24 protein-coding genes are annotated in these 21,854 nt (G+C 61.6%); 13 read left to right on the top strand and 11 right to left on the bottom strand.

All coding sequences use genetic code 11. The features are described 5' to 3' along the window. Positions 1 to 43: 43 nt before the first annotated feature. Entirely contained in the window at positions 44 to 910 is an 867-nt protein-coding gene (locus tag H2Z84_RS06330; protein ID WP_103523554.1) for a LysR family transcriptional regulator, read from the top strand. Between the two features lie 68 nt (positions 911 to 978). On the opposite strand, the gene thrB is transcribed toward H2Z84_RS06330, so the two are convergent. The 3 genes from thrB to H2Z84_RS06345 are packed head-to-tail and all read right to left on the bottom strand — an operon-like array spanning position 979 to position 3,005. Beyond that, positions 979 to 1,917 (bottom strand): homoserine kinase, encoded by a 939-nt coding sequence (thrB, locus tag H2Z84_RS06335; RefSeq protein WP_181835224.1) that lies wholly within the window; start codon positions 1,915 to 1,917, stop codon positions 979 to 981. Between the two features lie 9 nt (positions 1,918 to 1,926). Then, positions 1,927 to 2,250, bottom strand: a complete 324-nt coding sequence (locus tag H2Z84_RS06340; RefSeq protein WP_181835225.1) for a DUF2782 domain-containing protein — start codon at positions 2,248 to 2,250, stop codon at positions 1,927 to 1,929. A 26-nt stretch (positions 2,251 to 2,276) separates the two neighbouring features. After that, entirely contained in the window at positions 2,277 to 3,005 is a 729-nt protein-coding gene (locus H2Z84_RS06345; RefSeq protein WP_059285725.1) for an LOG family protein, read from the bottom strand. A 16-nt stretch (positions 3,006 to 3,021) separates the two neighbouring features. Between H2Z84_RS06345 and polA the strand changes: the two genes are divergently transcribed. The 6 genes from polA (at position 3,022) to H2Z84_RS06375 (ending at position 8,907) form a co-directional block, all read left to right on the top strand. Beyond that, positions 3,022 to 5,817, top strand: a complete 2,796-nt coding sequence (polA, locus tag H2Z84_RS06350; RefSeq protein WP_181835226.1) for a DNA polymerase I — start codon at positions 3,022 to 3,024, stop codon at positions 5,815 to 5,817. 198 nt (positions 5,818 to 6,015) lie between these two features. Beyond that, positions 6,016 to 6,573, top strand: a complete 558-nt coding sequence (locus H2Z84_RS06355) for a GspH/FimT family pseudopilin (RefSeq protein ID WP_181835227.1) — start codon at positions 6,016 to 6,018, stop codon at positions 6,571 to 6,573. Continuing rightward, the gene (locus tag H2Z84_RS06360; protein ID WP_181835228.1) at positions 6,566 to 6,991 is read left to right on the top strand and encodes a hypothetical protein; all 426 of its coding nucleotides are present in this window, start codon (positions 6,566 to 6,568) and stop codon (positions 6,989 to 6,991) included. Before H2Z84_RS06355 ends, H2Z84_RS06360 begins: the two co-directional genes overlap by 8 nt. Before the next feature lie 7 nt (positions 6,992 to 6,998). Beyond that, a complete protein-coding gene (locus tag H2Z84_RS06365) occupies positions 6,999 to 7,811 on the top strand; it encodes a PilW family protein (RefSeq protein ID WP_181835229.1) in 813 nt (270 codons plus the stop codon). Beyond that, positions 7,799 to 8,488, top strand: coding sequence for a pilus assembly PilX family protein (locus tag H2Z84_RS06370; protein WP_181835230.1), 690 nt, complete (start codon positions 7,799 to 7,801; stop codon positions 8,486 to 8,488). The genes H2Z84_RS06365 and H2Z84_RS06370 overlap by 13 nt, the downstream gene beginning before the upstream one ends. Continuing rightward, positions 8,470 to 8,907 carry a type IV pilin protein gene (locus tag H2Z84_RS06375; protein WP_181835231.1) on the top strand — a complete coding sequence of 146 codons (438 nt, stop codon included), beginning with the start codon at positions 8,470 to 8,472 and terminating at the stop codon, positions 8,905 to 8,907. The genes H2Z84_RS06370 and H2Z84_RS06375 overlap by 19 nt, the downstream gene beginning before the upstream one ends. Before the next feature lie 62 nt (positions 8,908 to 8,969). On the opposite strand, the gene H2Z84_RS06380 is transcribed toward H2Z84_RS06375, so the two are convergent. From H2Z84_RS06380 to arsC, 5 genes are all read right to left on the bottom strand, one after another. Next, positions 8,970 to 10,505, bottom strand: coding sequence for a DHA2 family efflux MFS transporter permease subunit (locus H2Z84_RS06380; RefSeq protein ID WP_181835232.1), 1,536 nt, complete (start codon positions 10,503 to 10,505; stop codon positions 8,970 to 8,972). A gap of 66 nt (positions 10,506 to 10,571) precedes the next feature. Beyond that, positions 10,572 to 11,717: an HlyD family secretion protein gene (locus tag H2Z84_RS06385; protein ID WP_181835233.1), complete on the bottom strand. Its 1,146-nt coding sequence runs from the start codon at positions 11,715 to 11,717 to the stop codon at positions 10,572 to 10,574. 11 nt (positions 11,718 to 11,728) lie between these two features. Beyond that, positions 11,729 to 13,156: an efflux transporter outer membrane subunit gene (locus tag H2Z84_RS06390; RefSeq protein WP_309545445.1), complete on the bottom strand. Its 1,428-nt coding sequence runs from the start codon at positions 13,154 to 13,156 to the stop codon at positions 11,729 to 11,731. 104 nt (positions 13,157 to 13,260) lie between these two features. Then, positions 13,261 to 13,755: a MarR family transcriptional regulator gene (locus H2Z84_RS06395; protein WP_181835234.1), complete on the bottom strand. Its 495-nt coding sequence runs from the start codon at positions 13,753 to 13,755 to the stop codon at positions 13,261 to 13,263. 256 nt (positions 13,756 to 14,011) lie between these two features. Next, on the bottom strand, positions 14,012 to 14,362 hold the full coding sequence (arsC, locus tag H2Z84_RS06400; RefSeq protein WP_181835235.1) for an arsenate reductase (glutaredoxin): 351 nt from the start codon (positions 14,360 to 14,362) through the stop codon (positions 14,012 to 14,014). A 282-nt stretch (positions 14,363 to 14,644) separates the two neighbouring features. On the opposite strand from arsC, the gene H2Z84_RS06405 reads away from it, so the two are divergent. From H2Z84_RS06405 to H2Z84_RS06425, 5 genes are all read left to right on the top strand, one after another. Continuing rightward, the gene (locus H2Z84_RS06405) at positions 14,645 to 15,853 is read left to right on the top strand and encodes a multidrug effflux MFS transporter (protein WP_181835236.1); all 1,209 of its coding nucleotides are present in this window, start codon (positions 14,645 to 14,647) and stop codon (positions 15,851 to 15,853) included. Positions 15,854 to 16,060: 207 nt separating this feature from the next. Beyond that, entirely contained in the window at positions 16,061 to 16,606 is a 546-nt protein-coding gene (locus H2Z84_RS06410) for an iron transporter (RefSeq protein ID WP_089083616.1), read from the top strand. 121 nt (positions 16,607 to 16,727) lie between these two features. Further along, positions 16,728 to 17,051 carry a cupredoxin domain-containing protein gene (locus H2Z84_RS06415; RefSeq protein ID WP_181835237.1) on the top strand — a complete coding sequence of 108 codons (324 nt, stop codon included), beginning with the start codon at positions 16,728 to 16,730 and terminating at the stop codon, positions 17,049 to 17,051. A 28-nt stretch (positions 17,052 to 17,079) separates the two neighbouring features. Next, positions 17,080 to 17,898, top strand: coding sequence for an FTR1 family iron permease (locus H2Z84_RS06420; protein ID WP_181835238.1), 819 nt, complete (start codon positions 17,080 to 17,082; stop codon positions 17,896 to 17,898). Beyond that, on the top strand, positions 17,895 to 19,349 hold the full coding sequence (locus H2Z84_RS06425; RefSeq protein WP_181835239.1) for a 4Fe-4S binding protein: 1,455 nt from the start codon (positions 17,895 to 17,897) through the stop codon (positions 19,347 to 19,349). Before H2Z84_RS06420 ends, H2Z84_RS06425 begins: the two co-directional genes overlap by 4 nt. Before the next feature lie 57 nt (positions 19,350 to 19,406). On the opposite strand, the gene ybaK is transcribed toward H2Z84_RS06425, so the two are convergent. Then, positions 19,407 to 19,889: a Cys-tRNA(Pro) deacylase gene (ybaK, locus tag H2Z84_RS06430; RefSeq protein ID WP_181835240.1), complete on the bottom strand. Its 483-nt coding sequence runs from the start codon at positions 19,887 to 19,889 to the stop codon at positions 19,407 to 19,409. 104 nt (positions 19,890 to 19,993) lie between these two features. Between ybaK and H2Z84_RS06435 the strand changes: the two genes are divergently transcribed. Then, on the top strand, positions 19,994 to 20,290 hold the full coding sequence (locus tag H2Z84_RS06435; protein ID WP_181835241.1) for an antibiotic biosynthesis monooxygenase family protein: 297 nt from the start codon (positions 19,994 to 19,996) through the stop codon (positions 20,288 to 20,290). On the opposite strand, the gene msrQ is transcribed toward H2Z84_RS06435, so the two are convergent. Together msrQ and msrP are read right to left on the bottom strand one after the other, a co-directional pair. Further along, positions 20,287 to 20,907: a protein-methionine-sulfoxide reductase heme-binding subunit MsrQ gene (msrQ, locus tag H2Z84_RS06440; protein WP_181835242.1), complete on the bottom strand. Its 621-nt coding sequence runs from the start codon at positions 20,905 to 20,907 to the stop codon at positions 20,287 to 20,289. The genes H2Z84_RS06435 and msrQ overlap by 4 nt on opposite strands. 1 nt (position 20,908) lies before the next feature. After that, positions 20,909 to 21,817 (bottom strand): protein-methionine-sulfoxide reductase catalytic subunit MsrP, encoded by a 909-nt coding sequence (gene msrP, locus H2Z84_RS06445; protein WP_181835243.1) that lies wholly within the window; start codon positions 21,815 to 21,817, stop codon positions 20,909 to 20,911. Between the last annotated feature and the right edge of the window lie 37 nt (positions 21,818 to 21,854).

A 21,854-nucleotide genomic window follows, 5' to 3' on the forward strand; every position in this document is an offset into this window, starting at 1 on the left:
GCTGGCCGCCTTGTCTGGTGAACCGCCGCAACAGGAGTAGCCGATGGCATTGCGTTTGAGCTTGCGTGAACTGGAAGTGTTTGTGGCGGTAACCGAGCAGGGCACGGTCACGGCTGCCGCCGAGCAGGTGGCGCTGACCCAGTCAGCGGCCAGTCAGGCGCTGGCGGCACTGGAAGCCGGCTTGGCCGCCCCCTTGTTCGACCGGGTGGGACGGCGACTGGTACTGAACGAACACGGCCGGCTGTTGCTGCCGCGTGCTCGCGCCATGCTGGATGCCGCGCAGGACATGCAGCGGCTGTTCGACAGTCAGGCAGCCATGCATGTGCGGCTGGCGGCCAGTACCACCATCGCCAATTATCTGCTGCCGGAGCAGATTGCCCGTTTCCAGTTGCAGCAGCCGCAGGCCAGGGTGGAATTGATGGTGGCCAATACGGCCGACGTGGTGGAGGCGGTGGCTGGTTTCAAGGTGGACATGGGTTTTATCGAAGGGCCCTGCCATCATCCGGACATTGTGGTAGAGCCATGGCAGGACGATATCCTGGTGGTGTTTGCCGCTGCCAGCCATCCGCTGGCGCAAGGCGCGGTCAGCCTGTCACGGCTGGCGCAGGCGCAGTGGGTATTGCGCGAGAGCGGTTCCGGCACGCGCGAGGAAGTGGAGCGCTTGTTGCTGCCGCATGTTGGCGGCTTTGCCCAGGTGATGGAAATGGGCCATTCCGAAGCCATCAAGCGAGCAGTCGCCGCCGGGCTGGGGGTGAGTTGCCTGTCCTTGCATGTGGTGCGCGAGCTGCTGGACAGCGGGCAGGTGGTGGCGGTGCTGGCACCGCTGCCCACCTTGCATCGCCCGCTGTATCGCATTCATCACAAGGACAAGAGCCAGACGCGCGGCATGCTGGCGTTCAACCGCATGTGAAACGGCCCTGCGGGCTGGCCCGCAAGGCCGTGGTGGGCTGCGGCAGGGCAGGCTGGTGAACCGGTTGCTTACAGCCAGAAGTCGCTGCGCTGGCGATGGGCCTCCACCAGACGCTGGAACACCTTGGGGTCCTTGGTGTAGGTCAGCTCGCCCGCCATCGGCTGGTACAGGTCGAGCAGGCGTGAAGTCCAGAAGCGCAAGGCTGCTGCGCGCAACATGACCGGCCAGGCACGGACTTCCTCAGCAGTCAGTGCGCGGACCGACTGATAACCGGCCAGGAAAGCAGTGGCCCGCTCCGGGGAGATGCTGCCGTCTTCCAGCCGCGTCCAGTCGTTGAAGGCAATGGCCACGTCGTACAACAGGATGTCGTTGCAGGCGTAGTAAAAGTCGATGAAGCCGGCAATCTTGTCGCCGTCCATCAGTACATTGTCCTTGAACAGATCGGCATGAATCACGCCGCTGGGCAGGTGGTCGAAACGGTGCTGATCCTGGAACTGGATTTCCTGGCGCAAGCTGGCGGCGTCGGCTTCATCCATGAAACCATACATGGCGCTGGCAGTTTCGCTCCACCAGCGCGGGCCGCGTGGATTCTTCATCTTGCGCGGGAAGGTGGCGCTGGCCACATGCATCTGTGCCAGCATTTCACCCACGGCCCGGCACTGGATGGCGCTGGGCTGGCTGATGTCGGCACCGGACAGGCAGCTCACCAGGCAGGCCGGCTTGCCGGCCAAGAGCGAGGCAAACTGGTCGGTGTTGTCGGCCACCGGGGCCGGACAGGCCACACCGTGCCGCGCCAGATGGCTCATCAGCGTCAGGTAGTAGGGCAGTTCTTGCAGCTTCAGGGTTTCGAAGATGGTGAGAACGTAACGGCCATGCGTGGTGGTGACAAAGTAATTGGTATTGGTGACGCCAGCGGCGATGCCCTTGAGTTCGACCAGTTGGCCGAGCGCATAGCGGCTCAGCCAGCTTTGCATCATGTCATCGCTGACGGTGGTGTAAACCGACATGCCTGTTCCTCAGAAGCGCTTGAGAACCCATTGCGGGATGATGATGCGGCGATTCGGATCCACCTGCTTCATGCTGCCATTGCCCTCTTCATCCATCAGGTAATAAGGAAAACCGATGGAGGGGGTCACTTTCATCATGTAGAGCTGACCATTGAGGCGGTATTCCTCGATCTTGTCGTCGCCACGCTGGATGATGCGGACTTCCGGCTCGGCTGTGCCGGCGGCATCCTGTGAAATGGTGGGCGGCGGCGGCACGACGGCCGGGGCCGGCGGGGTGGCAGCCCAGGCGGCCGATAGCGGCAGCAGGGCGAGTAGGGCAAGGAAGCGGCGCATGATGATGGGTCCTTGGTGAAGTGTCGTTATAGGTTGAGCAGTTTTTCGCGTTCTTCCGGCAGAGCCTCGAAGCCGCGGGTTTCGTAGTGCTTGAAAATGGTTTCCACGATCTGGCCGGGTTCGTCGATCAGCTGGATCAGGTTCACGTCGTCAGGGTTGATCATACCTTCTTTTACCAGATGGTTTTTTACCCAGTCGATCAGACCGCTCCAGAATTCGCTGCAGCACAGGATGATGGGGATGGGACGTGACTTGCCGGTCTGGATCAGCGTCAGTGCCTCGAACATTTCATCCAGTGTGCCAAAGCCGCCCGGCATCACCACATAGGCGATGGCATGCTTGACGAACATGACCTTGCGGCTGAAAAAGTGGTTGAACTTGATCGACAGGTCCTGGTATTCGTTGGGCTTCTGCTCGTGCGGCAGTACGATATTGAGCGCCACCGACGGGCTCTTGCCGTAAAAAGCGCCCTTGTTGGCCGCCTCCATGATGCCGGGGCCGCCGCCGGAAATTACCGAGAAACCGGAATCAGAAAGTAGCCGGGCCACTTCCTCGGTCAGCTTATAATAGGGATGGTCGCGCGGAGTGCGGGCGCTGCCGAAGATGCTGACTGCGGGCGTGATGCCTTGCAGTTCTTCGGCCGAGTCGACAAACTCCGACATGATCTTCATCACGTGCCACGCCTCGCGCGAGCGGAAGCGCTGCATCATGTCGTAACGATCACTGGTCTGCGGCAACTTATCGGACAAGCTCATCATTCGCCCCTCTTCTATGAAAACATTGTTATTGATCGACGGCTCTTCCTACCTGTATCGCGCCTTTCACGCGATGCCCGATTTGCGTTCTCCGGATGGCCGGCCCACCGGGGCGGTATACGGCATGGTCAACATGCTGCGCCGGCTGGAGAAAGAGGTGCAGTTCGATTATAGCGCCTGCGTTTTCGACGCTAAAGGCAAGACTTTCCGCGATGAGTTGTACCCGGAATACAAGGCCAACCGGCCTTCCATGCCGGAAGAGCTGGCCGCACAGATTAAGCCGGTGCACGAGGTGGTGCAAGCTTCGGGCTGGCCGCTGCTGATGGTGGACGGCGTGGAGGCTGACGATGTCATCGGCACGCTGGCGAAGATGGGCGAGGCTGCCGGCTTTCAGGTCATCATCTCCACCGGTGACAAGGACATGGCCCAACTGGTGACGCCCATGGTGTCGCTGGTGAATACCATGACCAATGAAAACCTGGACCAGGCCGGGGTGAAAGATAAGTTCGGCGTGCCGCCGGAACGCATCATCGACTACCTCACCCTGATCGGCGACAAGGTGGACAACGTCCCCGGCGTGGACAAGTGCGGCCCCAAAACGGCAGTCAAGTGGCTGGAAGAATATGGCACGCTGGACAATATCGTCGCCAATGCCGACAAGGTGGGCGGCAAGGTGGGTGAAAACCTGCGCGCCGCGCTGGACTGGCTGCCACGCGGCCATGAGCTGATCACCATCAAGTGCGATGTCGATTTGCAGCAGGAAATGCCCTATGGCCTCAACAGCCTGCAGCACGGGGTAAAAGACCGCCCACGGCTGGCCGAGTTGTTCAAGGACCAGGGCTTCCGCACCTTTTACCGCGAAATGACCGAAGGCGAAGACGCGCCGCTTAGCAGCCCGGTGGCCGTGGATGTGCCGCGCGCTGCTGCTGGTCAGACCGACGACCTGTTTGCCATGGCCGATGCCGCGCCGGCTCCTGCGCCGCTCGCCCCGCCGGCCAGCGCCGTCTCCCGCCATTACCACACCATTCTGGACGAAGCCGCACTGCAAGGCTGGCTGGACCAGCTGGGCAGCGGTGCGCTGGTGTCGCTTGACACTGAAACCACCAGCCTCGACCAGATGCAGGCGCGCATTGTCGGCATCAGCTTTGCCCTGCAAGCCGGTGAAGCAGCCTACCTGCCGCTGGGCCATCACTATGCCGGTGTACCGCAGCAACTGGCGCTGGATGAAGTACTGGCCCGGCTCAAGCCCTGGCTGGAAGATGCCAGCAAGCCCAAATGCGGCCAGAACCTGAAATACGACCGCCATGTGTTTGCCAATCACGGCATCCGGCTGGCCGGGGTGGTGGACGACTCCATGCTTGCCTCCTACGTGCTGGAAAGCCACCAACGCCACAATATGGATGACTTGGCGGCGCGCCATCTGGGCGAAACCACCGTCAGCTACGAAGACATCTGCGGCAAGGGAGCCAAGCAGATCGGCTTTGGCGAGGTGGATATCGAGATCGCTGCCAATTACGCGGCAGAAGATGCCGATATCACCCTGCGGCTGAACCAGTACTTTGCCCCGCAACTGACCGATAAACTTGGCGAAATCTACCGCGATATCGAATTGCCGGTAGCCGAAGTGCTGTTCCGCATGGAGCGCAACGGCGTGCTGATCGACCGCGACCAGCTGGCGGCGCAGAGCCATCAGCTGGGCACGCAGATGCTGCAGCTGGAAAGCCAGGCCTACGAGCTGGCCGGCCAGCCCTTCAACCTGAATTCGCCCAAGCAGCTGCAGGAAATCCTGTTCGGCAAGCTGGGCATTCCCACCAAGGGCATCAAGAAAACCCCGTCCGGTGGTTTCTCCACCGACGAATCGGTACTGGAAGCGCTGGCGCTGGATTACCCGCTGCCCAAATGCATCCTGCAATACCGCAGCCTGACCAAGCTCAAGTCCACCTATACCGACAAGCTGCCCACGCTGATCAACCCGGACACCGGCCGGGTGCATACCAATTATTCGCAGGCCGTGGCGATTACCGGGCGGCTGGCCAGCTCCGACCCGAACCTGCAAAACATCCCGGTACGTACTGCCGAAGGCCGCCGGGTGCGCGAGGCCTTTATCGCCAAGCCCGGCCACAGCATTGTCAGTGCCGACTATTCGCAGATCGAGCTGCGCATCATGGCCCATCTGTCGGACGACGCCGGCATGTTGGCGGCGTTTGCCAGCGGCGAGGACATCCACAAGGCCACGGCTGCCGAGGTATTCGGAGTGACACTGGAGCAGGTGACGAGCGAGCAGCGCCGTGCGGCCAAGGCCATCAACTTCGGCCTGATCTACGGCATGAGCGCCTTTGGCCTGGCTGCCCAGCTGGATATCGAGCGTAGCGCCGCCCAGCAATACATCGACCGCTATTTCATGCGTTACCCCGGCGTGGCCGAATATATGCAGCACACCCGTGAAAGCGCGCGCGAACACGGCTATGTGGAAACCGTGTTCGGCCGCCGCCTGTATCTGCCGGAGATCAAGCTGTCCAACCCGGCGCGCCGTGCCGGGGCCGAGCGCGCCGCTATCAATGCGCCGATGCAAGGCACCGCCGCCGACCTGATCAAGCTGGCGATGATTGCCGTGCAGAACTGGCTGGATGCGGAGAGGCTATCCAGCCTGCTGATCATGCAGGTACACGATGAACTGGTGCTGGAAGTGCCGGCAGCGGAGCTGGAACTGGTCAAACAGAAACTGCCACAGATCATGGCTGGCGTGGCGGCGCTGAAAGTGCCGCTGCTGGCCGAGGTGGGGGCGGGCAGCAGCTGGGAAGCCGCACACTGATTACCGCGCGGCACACGTATTTTTTCTTGAAGCCATCCATCCGGGTGGCTTTTTCTTTGTTTGATCCGGTTTGTGATGACGGTATATCAGAGCATTCCGGGCTGATCTCAGCACAAGCCACAAGCCGGCGCTGGTAGGGCGGGGCAGCATGTCCAGTCTTGCCCATCAATTGCTTGCGCTCACGGAGGTGGCCTGCCCATGCCCCGTTCTGTTGCTTGCCGCCTAGGTGGCGGTTTTACCCTGTACGAGTTGTTGATCGTACTGGCAGTCAGTGCCATTTTGCTGGGCCAGACACTGCCTGCCATGCAGGGCATGCTGGAGCGGCAGCGCTTGCTGGCACGCGGCCAGTTATTGCAATCCGGCCTGCAGCTGGCGCGCAGCGAGGCCATTCGTGGCAAGCGCACCGTGTGGGTGTGTGCCCTCAACAGCAAGGTCAATCTGGAAATCCAGGGCTGTCAGCCCGGTAATGCCACCATCGGCAACTGGAGCGAAGGCATGCTGGTATTTGCTGATGCGCCATTCCGGCCTAATGGTCGCTACGACAGCGGCGAGCGGCTGCATCACCTGTTGTTCAATAGCGCCAGCGTAGAGCTCAGTGGCAATCGGCAGGATTTTGCCTTTACCGCGGACGGCCGCTTGCATAGCGGCCCGGCACCGCGTTTCCAGTTGCGCACTCCCGGTGGCCAGTGCCATAGCCTGCAGTTGCAGCCCAGTGGCAGGGCGCAATGGTGCAGCCAGGACAGCTGCTGTGGCTAGGCGAGTGCTCAGCCGGGGCTTCAGTCTGGTCGAGGTGATGCTGGGCTTGCTGATCCTGCTGTTCGGTCTGCTCAGCCTGTCTGGCATGGCCGGGCAGAGCTTGCGGCAGTTGCGCGCCAGTGATGCGGACAGCAGGCTGCTGCTGGCCAGCCTGAATCTGGCCGAGGCCATGCAGGCCGAGCGGCAGCAAGCCGTGTCACCTGGTGGTGGCGGGCAATATGCCGGCGTGGCGCTGGCGCAGTTGCAGCAGGATGCCCGTGCGCTGTGGCCGGAGGGCCCGCCGATAAGCCTCTGGCTCTGTCGCCATGTCGGCGCCTTGCCGGCAGTGCCGCTTGCGGCGGACTGTCAGGCCAGCGGTCGGGTATGGCTGCTGCAGCCGGCCGTAGCGGCGGGGCCTTTGCCCCTGGCGCTGGAGTAAGCCGCTGATGCCGGCGGCGCGTGGCTTCTCGCTGGTGGAACTGATGCTCAGCATCTTGCTGGGCTTGCTGCTGTGCGGCCTGTTGTGGCAAAGCCTGCATGTGGTATTGCAGAGCCGCAGCTTTGCCAGCGCGCGGCTGGCGTCACAGCAGGAAGCCCGTTTTGTACTGCAGCAACTGGCGCATGATTTGCGCATGGCCGGGAGTTTTGCCTGTGCCGGCCCAGCGCAGTGGCCAGCCAGCGGGACGGTGATCATGCCGCAGGCAGCAGAGGGCGCGCTGAGCCTGAGCTATGGCGATGGCGGCATCGCCCTGCTGGCCGAGCCAGCCGCTGGCAACGGCCAGATTACCCGTTGGCGCTTGCTGCAGCCGCCACCAACTTGGTCTGCAGGGCAGTTGCTGTTGCTGGCCAGTTGCCGCCGTATCGATCTGCTGACGCTGGGTAGTGATGTTTTCCTGCAGCAGCAGGATGGCACATTCTGGTTGCAGCTTGTCCCCGCTAGTCCGCTGGCGGTGCACATGGCCGAACATCATCTGCCCTCGCTCGAGCTGCTGGCCTTGCAGCAGCGCCATTACCGGCTGGGCCAGGGCAATGCGGCCGATGAGTTGTGGCTGGAGCAGGCCGGCCAGCCGGCGCTATGGCTGGCCAGCGGCATTGCCAGTCTGCAGCTGCTGGTGCAAGCGCTGCCTACCTGCCCGGGTGGCACAACCCGGCAGTGGCTGACCTTGCAACTGGCCATGCGCCAAGCCAGCAGCAGCGCTGCGCCCATGCCATATCGCCTGCAACTGATAAGCCGGGCGGGGCCAGCATGTCCCGGCTGAAGCGCCAGCGGGCGCGCGGGGTGGTACTGGTGACGGCCTTGCTGTTGCTGCTGTTGATGAGCGCACTGGTGCTGGGGCTGAGCCGCTTATTGCGCGATGAGCAGCGCATCGCCAGTCAGCTAGATGATGCCCAGCGTGCCTTCCAGCTGGCCGAGCTGGGTTTGCAGGCCGGCGAGCAGGCCTTGCTCAGTCTGCCGCTGGCTGGGCAAGTCGCCAGCATGAGCCGCAGTGCGCTGTTGCAGGCAGACGCACCGTTTACCCTGTCCTGTCGGCAGTCGCGCAATCCGGCGGGTTGGCAGCAGGGCTTATGCCTGTCGGCCACACTGGCTGGGCAGGCGATTGCACCGCCCTGGCAAAGGCAGGATGAGGCTGGGGTGGCTTTACTGCATCCCTGTGGCGTGGCATTGCGGCTGGTGCTGCAGCCGGTGGCGACTGCTGGACGCTGCCCGGTGGTGATCAGCGGACCCTGGTTCTGGAGTGACCCGCATTATCTGCTCGAGCTGCTGGACCCGCAGTATGTGGATGGCGAACAGCGCGGTCTGCTATTACGCGTGACGGCGCGTGGCTGGGGCCGTTTGCCGGATAGTGCGGTGACTGTGCAAAGCCATGTGCTGCTGTTGCCGGAGGCGACGGGCAGCCCGCGCAGCAGGAGGCTGGCATGGCGCGAATTACGCTGAAGAGAAAGCGCGGCGGCTTCAGCCTGGTCGAGTTGCTGACGGTGTTGGCCATGCTGGCGCTATTGCTGCTGATTGCCCTGCCATTGTGGCGCGGGCATGTGCAGAGGCTGCGCCAGGCCGAAGCCAGAGTGGCATTGCTGCAGGCCAGCCACTTCATGGAGCAGTGGCGCAGCGAGCATGGCCGCTACACCGCAGGCAGCGGTCATTGGCCGGACTTGCCGCTGAGCGCGACCAGCCATTACCAACTGAGCTTTGGCGCGCAGGATGGCAATGCGCGGGCCGACAGCTTCCAGTTGCGCGCCATTCCCAAAGCAGGGGAGGCCTGGCTGGGCGAGGAAATGCTGGTGCTGGACCAGGACGGCAATATCCGGCTGTGCACCGAGAATGGCGCCGGCCAGTTGCGCTGCCAGGTGGATTAGCCGGTCAGGAATAGACGCACGAAAAAGCCCGCTTGCGCGGGCTTTTTTGTTGCTGTCAGACCTTAATGCGCGCCGCTGTCGGCCGCACCGCTGGAAGTGAAGGGCGGGCGGGCAAACCACACCAGGGCAATCAGCGCGACAAACATGATGCCGAACAGCCAAAACACCTCGTTCACGCCGATCAGCGAACCCTGGCGGGTAATCTGCAGTGCCGTGTAAGCCTGCTGCTGGCTGGTGGACATGCCGGTGCTTTCCAGCAGGCGGAACCACATCAGGCTGGCCTGATCGTACAGCGTCACATGCTGGGTGAGCTGCGCATGGTGCAGGGCTTCACGCCGGTCCCACAGCGTGGTGGTGATCGAGGTGCCGATACTGCCGGCCAGAATGCGCAGGAAGTTGGACAAGCTGGAGGCACTGGCAATCTGATCCGGGCGCAGGCCGGACAGGGTGATGGTGGTCAGCGGCATGAAGAAGCAGGCCACACCGATACCCTGGATGAACTGCGGCCATACTACGTAGGCGAAACTCATGTCGGTATTGAAGGTGCTGCGCCAGAAGAAGCAGGCGGCATAGACGCTGAAGCTGATGGTGACCAGCCAGCGCATGTCCAGCCGGTGCGCGTTCTTGCCGATGATGGGCGACAGGAATACCGGCAGGATGCCGATAGGCGCGGCAGCCAGGCCCGCCCAGGTGGCGGTATAGCCCATCTGGGTTTGCAGCATCAGCGGCAGCAGCACCACTGCGCCGAAATACAGCATGAAGCCCAGGCTGATGGCCACGGTGCCCACGGTGAAGTTGCGTTTGGCAAACAGGGTGAGGTCGACAATCGGGTGTTTTTCCCCCAGCTCCCAGATCACCAGGTAAATCAGCGACACCGCCGACACGATGGCCAGCACCACGATTTCGGTGGAGTTGAACCAGTCCAGCTCCTTACCGCGGTCCAGCATCATCTGCAGCGCGCCCACGCCGACGATCAACAGCGCCAGGCCCAGCTTGTCGATGGGCTGGCGTACCAGGCCGGTTTCCCGTTCTTTCAGAATCTTCCAGCTGATGAAGGCGGCTGCCAGTCCCACTGGCACGTTGATGAAGAAAATCCAGCCCCAGTGCCAGTTATCGCTGATGACCCCGCCCAGAATCGGGCCGAACACCGGCGCCACAATCACCGTCATCGCCCATAGCGCTAGCGCCAGCCCTTTCTTGGCCGGTGGGTAGCAGGCCATCAGCAGGCTTTGCGACAAGGGAATCATCGGGCCGGCCACCGCGCCTTGCAGCACGCGGAACAGGATCAGCATTTCCAGGCTGTTGGCCATGCCGCACATCCACGAAGTGAGCACGAACAGCACGGTAGAAATGGTAAACAGTTTGACTTCGCCCACCTGCTTGGCCAGCCAGCCGGTCAGCGGTACGGCGATGGCATTGGCCACGCCGAAAGAGGTAATGACCCAGGTGCCCTGGCTGGTGGCAGCGCCGAGGTTGCCGGAGATGGTGGGCAGTGCCACGTTGGCAATGGTGGTGTCCAGTACCTGCATGAACACCGACATCGACAGCGCCAGCGTGATCCACACCAGGCGCGAGCCTGACAGTGGTGGATGATTCATGACGGAAAGTCCTCAAGACGGAGCTGCCGGCGCGGCGTGCTGCCGCAGCCGATAGCGACCGGGGGATTACTGGGCGTTGGCGGCCAGCAGGCTGGCGACCAGTTCGTCAGCCTGTTTCAGGTCTGGCGTCAGGGCGTGGGTTTCCTGGGCCGGAGTGGTGCGCGGCGTATCAGCCAGCGAAGGACCATCCTGCTTGGAGATGTCGACCACGGCATCCACCGACAGGCCCACGCGCAGCGGGTGTTCCTTCAGCTGTTTCGGGTCCAGCTGGATACGCACCGGCACGCGTTGCACCACCTTGATCCAGTTGCCGGTGGCGTTTTGCGCCGGCAACAGCGAGAAGGCACTGCCGGTGCCGGCCGACAGGCCCTGCACCTTGCCGTGATAGCTCACCTTGCTGCCGTACAAGTCGGCCGTCAGCTCCACGTCCTGGCCGATACGGATCTTGGCCAGCTGCACTTCCTTGAAGTTGGCATCCACCCATACGCTTTCCAGCGGCACCACCACCATCAGCGGGGTACCGGCGGCCACGCGCTGGCCAACCTGTACATTACGGCGGGCCACATAGCCGGAAACCGGTGCCTTGACCTCGGTACGCTGCAGCGCCAGCCAGGCTTCCTTCAGCTTGCTGGCGGCACGTTGTACGTTCGGCTGCTTGGCCAGTACGTCCTTGCCCACCAGGGCATCGGTGGCCTTGGCCTGTTCGCGGGCGGCGTCCAGCGCGGCCTTGGCGGTGCTGACAGCATCGCGCGCATGGCCCAGTTCTTCGCTGGAGATGGCATCGGAGCCGGCCAGGGTTTCCCGGCGTTTCAGGTCGGCCTGGGCTTTGGCCAGCTCGGCTTCGCGCACGGCAACCTGGGCGGCCAGTTGCTGGGTGCTGGTCATCAGCTGGCGGGTTTCACGCACGGTCTGGGCAAATTCATTGCGGGCGCGCTCGAAGGCCAGCTTGGCATCGCTGTTGTCAAACGCCACCACGGTCTGGCCGCTGTTGACGCGGTCGGTATCCTCGGCGGCAATCTTCACCACGGTGCCGCCCACTTCCGGGGTCAGCTGCACCATGTGGCCGGCGACATAGGCGTCGTCGGTGTTTTCCTGATGGCTCAGCACCAGGCCCCAGTAGGCACCGTAGCCAATGGCCAGGGCGGCGATGATGCCGGTGGCGACAAAAAGATTGCGTTTGCGGCTTTTCGCCGTCTCGATCTGCTTATCCATGATGGGTGTCCTTAGCGGGCTTGTTGGGTGGTTTCACTGGTGGCGAAACCCCCGCCCAGTGCGGTATTCAGTGCGGCCCAGGCCAGGCGGTTGGCCGCAGTGGCGTCGACCTTGCCGGCTTGCTGGTTGAGGTCGGCTTCCTGCGCATCCAGTACGGCCAGCTTGTTGACCAGACCGGCCTTGAAGCGCAGCACGGTGGAGTCGGAGGCCTTGCGGCTCAGCTGTGTCGCCTGGTGGGCATCGGACAACTGGCTGGCGGCTTTTTGCCAGGTGGACAGGCTGTCTGCCGCATCGCGCAGCGCATCCAGCACGGTCTGGTTGTAGTTTTCCACCGCAATGTCGTAACGCGCACGGCTGGACGCCAGATTGGCCTGCAGCGCGCCGGAGGTGAATATCGGCAAGTGGATGGCTGGCGTGATGCCGACAATCTTGGAGCCGGTATTGAACAGGTTCGAGGTTTCCAGTGCCGACTGGCCGATAAAGGCCGACAACGACACATTGGGGTAGAACTCTGCCTTGGCTACCTTGATCGACTGGTTCATGGCTTCAACGCGCTCGCGCTGGGCCACGATGTCCGGACGCTGGCTGAGGATGTCCAGCGTCAGTGCGGCCTCCGGCATGGCCGGGGCTGGGCGCAAGGGGGCGGGCTTGAGGCTGGCCAGCGCATTAGGCGGCTGGCCGGTCAGTGCCGCCAGCGCATGACGGGCATGGTCGGCATCGTTGGCCAGTGCACTGCTTTGCTGGCTCAGGCGCTTGAGCTGGATTTCACGTTCTCGCAGACTGTCACCGGGCAGCAGGCCGGCGGTAACACGGGCATGGGTCAGTGCCAGCTGGCTTTGTGCCAGTTGCTGGCGTGCCTGCAGCAGTCGGGCTTGTTCCTGGATGCGTTGCAGGCTGGTGTACTGGGCGATCACGGCCTGGGTGATGACCAGACGGGCCTGCTGGCCTTCCAGTGCGATGGCTTGCTGGTTGCCCAGCGCAGCTTTTACCGCTGCGCGGTGCTTGCCCCAGAAGTCGATTTCCCAGCTGGCGCCCAGCGACATGGTGTAGACGTTGTAGTAGTTGCCACCGATGGGCGGTGGCAGCAGGCCGTACAGCGAGTAGCGTTCGCGGTCGAGAGTGGCACTGGCCTCGACTTGTGGGCCTTCCTTGCTTTGGGCCATGCCGACGGCACTGCGTGCTTCGCGCAGACGGGCATCGGCTACTTTTAGTGACGGTGCTTGCTGCAGTGCGGTGTCGATCAGCTGATTGAGTGCCGGATCATTCAGTTGCTGCCACCAGCCGGCATGTACCTGGCTGGCCGCCTGCTCGCCCAACTGCAACTGGGTCGCAGACAGCGGCCGGGCCGGGGTGGTGTCGTCGCCGAAACCGGCGCAGCCACCCAGCATGGCGGTAAGCATCAGCAGGCCGGCGGTCTGCTGCCAATTGGGTTTATTCACCTTGTGGGTCTCCAGATTCCATCATGATGATTGATGGTGTGATAGTCACTCAAGTTATTATTTGTGCGTGCAACAGCAAGCTGTTGCCAGGCGCTGCCTGTGTGTTAGCCGCCCAGTCTGGCCAGTAGCTTGCGCATCATTTTTTCCATCAGCTGCAGTTCTTCGGCATCGAAGTCCTGCCACAGCGCGCGATGGCTGGCGCGGGAGATCGGCAGCAGTTCTTCTACCAGTGCCAGGCCTTTGGCCGTGAGTTCCAGCCGGATCTTGCGGCGATCTTCCGCACAGGGAATCCGCGTGGCCCAGTCATTGCGCACCAGTTCGTCGACAATCCGCGTGGCATTGGTACGCGAGGAGTCGAGCGTGTCGCTGATGTCGGATGGAAACAGCGTCTGCTGCGGACAGGCATACAGGGCCAGCAGCGACATCCACAGCGACTCGTTGAGGCCGTATTCCTTCATGCCCTCATTCAGATAGCAGGTGAGTCGCGGCATGATGTGGTAGTACAGCCGCGTCAGAATCACCTCCTGGCGCGGTACGCCCGGAAAGCGGTTTTCGATGCGGTCGACTGCCTGTTCCAGATGATGGAATGATTTGTTCATGGAAGGCATTTTAGTAACGTCCGTTATTATTTTTCAAGTTATTATTTGGATGGAAGTCATTGCAGCAAGGCTGGGCTGTAGTTTTGCTACGACAAGCGGGCGGTCAGGCCAATGAAAAACACCAGGCTGAATCGCCTGGTGCGTATCTGACAGTTTGGGTGAGCGGTGTGGCTGGCGGCTTCGGGCTGCTAACAAAAAAACCTGTTGCGGCATTGCACCTTGCCCCAGGGACGCTACGTTATTTTCTTAGCCGCTTTTAGCGATCCAGCAGGCTGAGTACCTTTTCTGGCGGACGGCCGACCACGGCCATGTTGGCGCTGACGGCAATCGGGCGCTCGATCAGCATGGGATTGTCCACCATGGTTTCGATCAGCGACTCACGCTCCAGCGTGATGTCGTCCAGACACAGGGTTTCGTATTCCTCTTCCTTGGTGCGCAGCAGGTCACGGGGTTCCAGTTGCAGCAGTGTGAGGATGTGGTCAAGTTCTGCTGCGGTCGGTGGGTGTTTCAGGTACTCGATGACTTCGACCTCGGCACCGGCTTCTTGTAGCAGTGCCAATGCCTCGCGCGATTTGGAACAGCGCGGGTTGTGGTATAGACGGATCATGAATGGTCTCCCTTTTGATTATGGTGGGGCAGGAAGATGGTGCGGCCGTACACGGTGGTGCAAGGCAGGGCCGCGCTGTGCCGCCAGGGCGCGGCGGGTGGAGTCAGCAACTTCCATCTTAGGCAGAAAACTTTTTTTTTGTGTAGTGCAGATCGTCTGCCGCGTAGCGCGGTTTTCTTCCGGCGCGCATTCTCGCCCAGCCAGGCGCACTCGCCAAGGGTTTGGCTTTGTGCGGGGCGGGCGGTAACATGGGCCGCCCCCACCTGTTTTTATCGGATTTTCATGTCGTATTCCGCACGCAGCCATTTCGGTTTGGCCATATTACTGGCGGCCCTGTCCACGCTGGGCCCCTTCTCGATCGATACCTTTTTACCTGCCATGCAGGCCATTGGGTTATCGCTGTCGGCTTCGCCGCTGCAAATGCAACAGGCTCTCACCGTCTATTTGTTGTGCTATGCGGTGATGATGCTGTGGCACGGCTCGATTTCCGACGCCATTGGCCGCCGACCGGTGGTACTGGTCACCACCTTGCTGTTCAGTCTGGCCTCGCTCGGTTGTGCGCTGGCGCCTTCGCTGGGCTGGTTGTTGTTGTTTCGTGGTTTGCAGGGGCTGTGTGGCGGGGCCGGGCTGGTGGTGGGGCGAGCCATCATCCGCGACAAGCTGGACGGTGCGGAGGCGCAGCGGCTGATGTCGCAGGTGACCATGCTGTTTTCGCTGTCGCCGGCGATTGCCCCGGTGGTGGGCGGCTGGCTGTTTGGTGCTTTTGGCTGGCACTCCATCTTTGTGTTCATGGCGCTGATCGGCCTGGCGTTGTTTGTGATGAGCTGGTTTGCGCTGGATGAAACCCACCATGCCCACCTGCGTACGCCGCTGGCCTGGCGCTCGCTGTTGCAGAATTATCTGGAAGTATTGCGCAAGCGCGATTTCCAGCTGCTGGCCGCTGCGGTGTCCTGCAATTTTGCCGGTTTCTTTCTGTATATCCCCTCGGCACCGGTGTTTCTGTTGCAGCATCTGCATTTGCGACCAGACCAGTTTTTGTGGATGTTTGGCCCGGCGGTGTCCGGCATCATGTTCGGGGCCTATCTGTCCGGCAAGATGGCGGGCCGGCGCGGCGCACGCGAGATCGTTACCCTGGGTTATGTGCTGATGTTTGCTGCGGCCGGGGCCAACCTGGCCTACAACCTGCTGGTGGCAGAGGCAGCCATGCCCTGGGCGGTATTGCCGCTGGCGCTGTACACCACCGGCATGTCGCTGGCGGCACCGTCCATCACGCTCAACCTGATGGACCAGTTTCCAGCGCTGCGCGGGACGGTATCGTCCTTGCAAGGTTTTTTGCAGACCATGCTGGGGAGCATCGTGGCTGGCGTGATTGCGCCGCTGGTGTGGGGCAGCACGCTCAGCCTGGCTTGCTGTATGGCGGGCTTTCTGTTGCTGGGCTTCCTCTTCCGTAGTGCCTATCGCCGCCGCCTGGCACGACTTGCCGCGCGCTGATGGCAGTCAGTCAGTTTCTGCTGGTATCGACGGTAATTTCTGGTAAATGTCTTGGCTGATTCCGGTATTTATCGGTTTTTTTCCTGATAAGCCAGTGTGGGGATGTTGCGAAAGAGAATGATTCTTATGTAGAATGAGAAAAATTATCATTCGCTTGCAGTTTTTGTAGCCGCACCGGCTGCTTGCTGCTTTGAGAAAGGGCATCTCATGCGTTCTACCGTAAGCACCTTGTTGCTGGCTTCTGCCGCCTTGACCCTGAGCGCCGTTGCGGCGGCCAAGGAATACCCGATTGGCAAGCCGGCGATCAAGAATGGCATGGAAATCGGCGCGGTTTACCTGCAGCCGACCAAGATGGAGCCGGAAGGCATGATGCGCAAGGCTGAGGAGTCCGACGTGCATCTGGAAGCCGATATTCACGCGCTGAAGAACAATCCCAATGGTTTTGAAGAAGGCGCGTGGATGCCTTACCTGATGGTCAAGTACGAACTGACCAAGGTAGGTGGCAAGGGCAGCATCAAGGGCGACATGATGCCGATGGTGGCCAACGATGGCCCGCACTATGGTGACAACGTCAAGCTGCAAGGCCCGGGCAAGTACAAGCTGAAGCTGACCATCCTGCCGCCGTCGGAAAACCCGCACGCCCACTTTGGCCGCCATGTGGACAAGGAAACCGGCGTGGGCCCGTGGTACAAGTCTTTTGAGGTGAACTACGAATTCACCTACGCCGGTATTGGCAAGAAGGGCGGCTACTAAGCCGTAGCGCCCGACGGCAAAGTGTAATGCGAATCTAAACGCAAACCATTCCCGTTGGAGTATTATAAGAAACAGCGCTGCCTGATTTGAGACAGCGCTGTTTTCCATTCAGGGGTTGCACATGAAAATTGCGATGTTTCTGGCGGCAGCACTGCTGTCGATGTCGGCGCTGGCGGACGACATGCCCACCTACAAGCTGGAGCTGAAGGACGGCGTCCTCAAGCCGGCGCGCCTGCAGGTGCCGGTGAATACCAAGTTCCGTCTGGAAGTGAGCAATACCGGCAAGACGCCGGCCGAATTCGAAAGCACCCAGCTGCGCAAGGAAAAAGTATTGGCGCCAGGGGTGACTTCCTCGGTAGTGATCCTGCCGCTGGCTGCAGGCGAGTACAAGTTCTTCGATGATTTCCACATGGCAACCGCGCAGGGCGTGATTGTTGCCAAGTAAGTGACACGCGCAGGAAGAAGGTAAAACAATGGGTCAGGTATTGTTCATCGTCTGGCGCGAAAGCGTCGAAGCCTTGCTGGTGGTGGGCATTCTCAATGCCTGGATGAACCAGAACCCGCAGGGCAAGGCCGGTAAACCCTATTTGTGGGGTGGTGTGGCGCTGGGCATTGCGCTGGCGGTATTGCTGGCGGTGGCGCTGTTTTCCGCCAGTACGCTGATGGCTGGTTCGCAGGATGTGTTCCAGACCGTGATGGAATTCATGGCCTCCGGCCTGATCGTGCAGATGGTGCTGTGGATGCGCGAGCATGGCCGCACGCTGAAAAAGGAACTGGAATCCGGCCTGGCGGATAATGCCAGCACTGCCAACTGGTGGGGCGTCACCACCCTGGTGGCCATTGCCGTGGCGCGTGAAGGCAGCGAAACCGTGGTGTTCCTGTACGGCATGCTGGGCAGTGCCGACGGTCAGACCTTGCTGAACATGAGCGGCGCGGCACTACTGGGGCTGGGGCTGGCCTTCCTCACCTTCTTCGTCTTGCAGCTGGGGGGCAAGGTGCTGTCCTGGCGGCTGTTCTTCCGCGTGACCGAAATCATGCTGCTGCTGCTGGGGGCGTCCTTGTTCCTGGCTGGGGTGGAGAAGCTGATTTCCATGGAAATCCTGCCGGCGCTGATCGACCCGCTGTGGGACAGTTCGGCGGTGCTGGATGACATGAGCCCGGCAGGTGGTGTGGTGGCTTCGCTTACCGGTTACCGTGCCCACCCGGCGCTGATGAGCCTGCTGGCCTATCTCCTGTTCTGGGCTGCCGTATTTGGCATGTTCTTCTGGCGCAAGCGTCGTCAGGCCGCATGAAACCACTTGCTGATCACCGTCGCCGGCCCGAGTTGCTGCACCCGCTTAACAGCGGTTGCGGCAGCCACGCCGCTGCCGGCAATGGCCGCCTGACTGCCGTTGGCAACTGGCTGCGCGACCATGCCGGCACCCTGCGCCTGCTGCAATGGCTGGTGGTGCTGGTGTATGCGGCACTGTTGCTGATTCCCGCCTGGCTGCCATTGCCGGGTGACAGCGCCCGCATCGTCAACAATCTCACCATTTTTGCCCAGTTCGTGTTCTGGGGCATCTGGTGGCCTTTCGTGCTGCTGTCCATGGTGCTGTTTGGCCGCTTGTGGTGTGGCGTGCTCTGTCCGGAAGGGGCGCTGAGCGAATGGGCTGCCAAGAAAGGCCTGGGCCGACCGATTCCGCGCTGGATGCGCTGGGATGGCTGGCCCTTTGTCGCCTTTGCCCTCACCACCCTGTACGGTCAGCTGGTGAGTGTGTATCAGTACCCCAAGGCCGCTTTGCTGGTGCTGGGCGGCTCTACCGTGGCCGCCATTGCCATCGGCCTGGTGTATACCCGTGGCAAGCGTGCCTGGTGCCGCCATCTGTGTCCGGTAAACGGCGTGTTTGCCTTGCTCTCCAAACTGGCGCCCATGCATTACAAGGTGGATGAGCAGCGCTGGCAGGAGTCGGCACGCCAGTCCGGCGTGATCCGTATCCAGGCGGTGGATTGCGCACCCTTGCAGCCGCTGCGCCACATGCAGGGCGGTAGTGGCTGCCATATGTGCGGCCGCTGCAGCGGTCATCGCGATGCCATCAGCCTCAGCCTGCGTTCGCCGGCAGAGGAGGTGGTGAAAGTGGCGGCCAAGGAAGCCACGGTGTGGCAGACCCTGCTGATTGTCTATGGCCTGCTCGGCATTGCCATGGGCGGCTTTCACTGGACAGCCAGCCCCTGGTTTGTCGAACTGAAACAGACTGCGGCGGAATGGCTGGTGGATCACGATATCATGTGGCCGCTGGATACCGATGCGCCGTGGTGGCTACTGACGCATTACCCGGATCACAATGACGTGTTTTCCTGGCTGGATGGCATGTCCATCATCGCCTACATGCTGGGTACCGCGCTGGTGATTGGTAGCGGCCTGCTGCTGGCGTTGGCTGTCGCGGTGCGGCTGGCTGGGCCCTGGCGCAAGCAGCGTTTGCATCATCTGGCACAAAGCCTGATTCCGCTGGCCGGTATCGGGGTGTTTCTGGGCTTGTCGGCGCTGACCGTCACCCTGCTCAAGGCCGAGGGCATTGCCACCGGCTGGGCGAATGATCTGCGCCTGGGCTTGCTGCTGCTGGCCAATATCTGGTCGCTATGGCTGGCGGCGGGCATCGTGCGGCAATGGCGTGCCGGCTGGCGTAGTGTGCCAGCCCTAGCCAGCTTGCTGGCCGGCATGGCGCTGGTGGATGCCGCCTGGGGCTTCATGTTCTGGTGGTGGTAAAGCGGCAGACTTTGCTAGCAAACAGGGCGGCGTGACCGCCCTGTTTTGCGTCCGGATTCAGGCGGCTGCCTGTACCAGCACCGGCTGCAATACGCGGATGACTTCCTGCGGGGCCACGCCAATCAGGAAACCGCGCTTGCCACCGTTGATATAGATGCGTGGCAGCTCGGCAATGCTGCTTTCCATGTACACCGGCATCGGGTGGCGGGTGCCGAAGGGGCTGGTGCCGCCCACCTGATAGCCGCTGTGCTTGTCTGCCGTTTTCGGGTCGCAAGGACTCACCTTTTTCACCCCGATCTGTTTGGCCAGCATGCCGGTGCCCACTTCGCGGTCGCCATGCATCAGCACGATCAGTGGGTGCTTCTGCTCGTCTTCCATGATCAGGGTTTTGACCACGCAATGCTCATCCACGCCCAGTTCGCGGGCTGACACCGTGGTACCGCCTTTGTCTTCGTATTTGTACAGATGCTCGCTGTACTCCACCTTGTGTTCGCGCAGCACGCGAATGGCCTGGGTGACCGGGGTCTTTTCCTTGGACATATCCGTCTATCCATTTACGGCAAAACGGCTACTTTAGTGGCTGCGGCGGACAACTGCAAACCGTGTGGCTTGTGGCATGCTGAGGTTTTCTGCGGGGAGCCGTGATGATTCTGGAAGCCGCCATGCTGCAGGTGAAAGCCGGTATGCAGCAGGAGTTCGAAGCCGCCTTTGCCCAGGCTCAGCTGATTATCGCCAGCATGCCGGGCTATCACTGGCACCAGTTGCAACGCTGTCTGGAAGTGGAAGGCAAATACCTGTTGCTGGTTGGCTGGGACAGCGTGGCCGCCCATGAGCAGGGTTTTCGTCAGTCAGCGGGCTATCAGGAGTGGAAACGGCTGTTGCATCATTTCTATCAGCCGTTTCCGGTGGTGGAGCATTTCGAGCAGATATTGCCGGTTTAGGGCTGGCGCCAGCGCCGGTACAGCCGCCAGCCCAGCAAGAGCGCGAGCGCGGTGCCGTAGAGCAGCGGTTGGGTCAGGTCTTTTTTCACCAGCCACCAGTAGTGCAACACACCCAGCATGGCGACCGGGTAGACCAGCCGGTGCAGCCGGCCCCAGTTGCGCTTGAGCCGGCGCATCCAGCCCTGAGTGGAGGTGATGGCCAGCGGCGTCATCAGCAGCATGGCGGCAAAACCGACGGTGATGAAGGGGCGCTTGGCGATGTCGTGCAATATGCCGGACCAGTCAAAGAACTGGTCGAGCCAGAGATAGGTGGTGAAGTGCAGGCAGCCGTAAAAGAAGGCATACAGGCCCAGCATGCGCCGCAGGCGTAGTGGCCAGCCCCAGCCGGACAGCTGGCGCAAGGGGCTGATGGCCAGGGTGATCAGCAAAAAGCTCAGCGTCCAGGTGCCGGTGGAGCGGGTGATGAACTCCACTGGATTGACCGCCATGCCGGACAGCACGATCCACGCCGCGCGCGCCAGCGGCAGCAAGGCGAGCAGGAACACGGTGATTTTCAGCCAGTTGAAGCGGGTTGGCTGGCGGCTGGCAGCCGGGTTTTTCATGCGCAGGGTGGTCATGTCAGAAATTCCGTCGCAGGTCCATGCCGCGATACAGGCTGGCCACCTGATCACCATAGCCGTTGAACGGCAGGGTCTTGCGCTTGAGAAATTCGCCGATGCGCCGTTCGCTGGCCTGGCTCCAGCGTGGGTGATCCACGTCTGGGTTTACATTGGAATAGAAGCCGTACTCGTGGGCATTGGCCATATTCCAGCTGGTGGCCGGCATTTGCTCTTGCAGATGGATGCGCACGATGGACTTGATGCTCTTGAAGCCATACTTCCACGGCACTACCAGCCGTATCGGCGCGCCGTTCTGGTTGGGCAGCACATCGTTGTACAGGCCCACGGCCAGAATGGTCAGCGGGTGCATGGCTTCGTCCATGCGCAGCCCTTCGCGGTAAGGCCAGTCCAGCACGCGGCTGCGCTGACCGGGCATCTCGGCCGGGCGTTGCAGGGTTTCGAAGGCCACGTATTTGGCGCGCGAGTTGGGGGCTACTTGTTTAAGCAGGCTGGCCAGCGGAAAGCCTATCCAGGGAACCACCATGCTCCAGCCTTCCACACAGCGCAGGCGGTAGATGCGCTCTTCCAGCGGTTGCTTCAGCAGTTCTTCTATGCCAAAGCTGCGCGCCTTGCCCACTTCGCCGTCCACCACCACATTCCATGGCCGGGTTTTCAAGGATCCGGCATACATCGCCGGTTCGCTCTTGTCAGTGCCGAATTCATAGTAATTATTGTAGGTAGTGATTTCTTTCAGGCTATTGGGCTTGTCGCTGGTCGACAGTGTGCTTTTCTTGCCCGCCAGTGCGGCTAGGGTTTCACCGGACAGCAGCAGCCCGGCGCTACCCAGCATGAACTGGCGGCGATTGAAGTAGACACCTTCGGGGGTGATTTCCGAAGGGGCGATGTCGGCAGGTTTCTGGATGAGCATGATGGTTTCTCCGGTGCTGTGTTTCTTTGTCGCAGCA

It is taken from the genome of Aquitalea aquatica, from assembly GCF_013911085.1.
Lineage (GTDB): Bacteria > Pseudomonadota > Gammaproteobacteria > Burkholderiales > Chromobacteriaceae > Aquitalea > Aquitalea aquatica.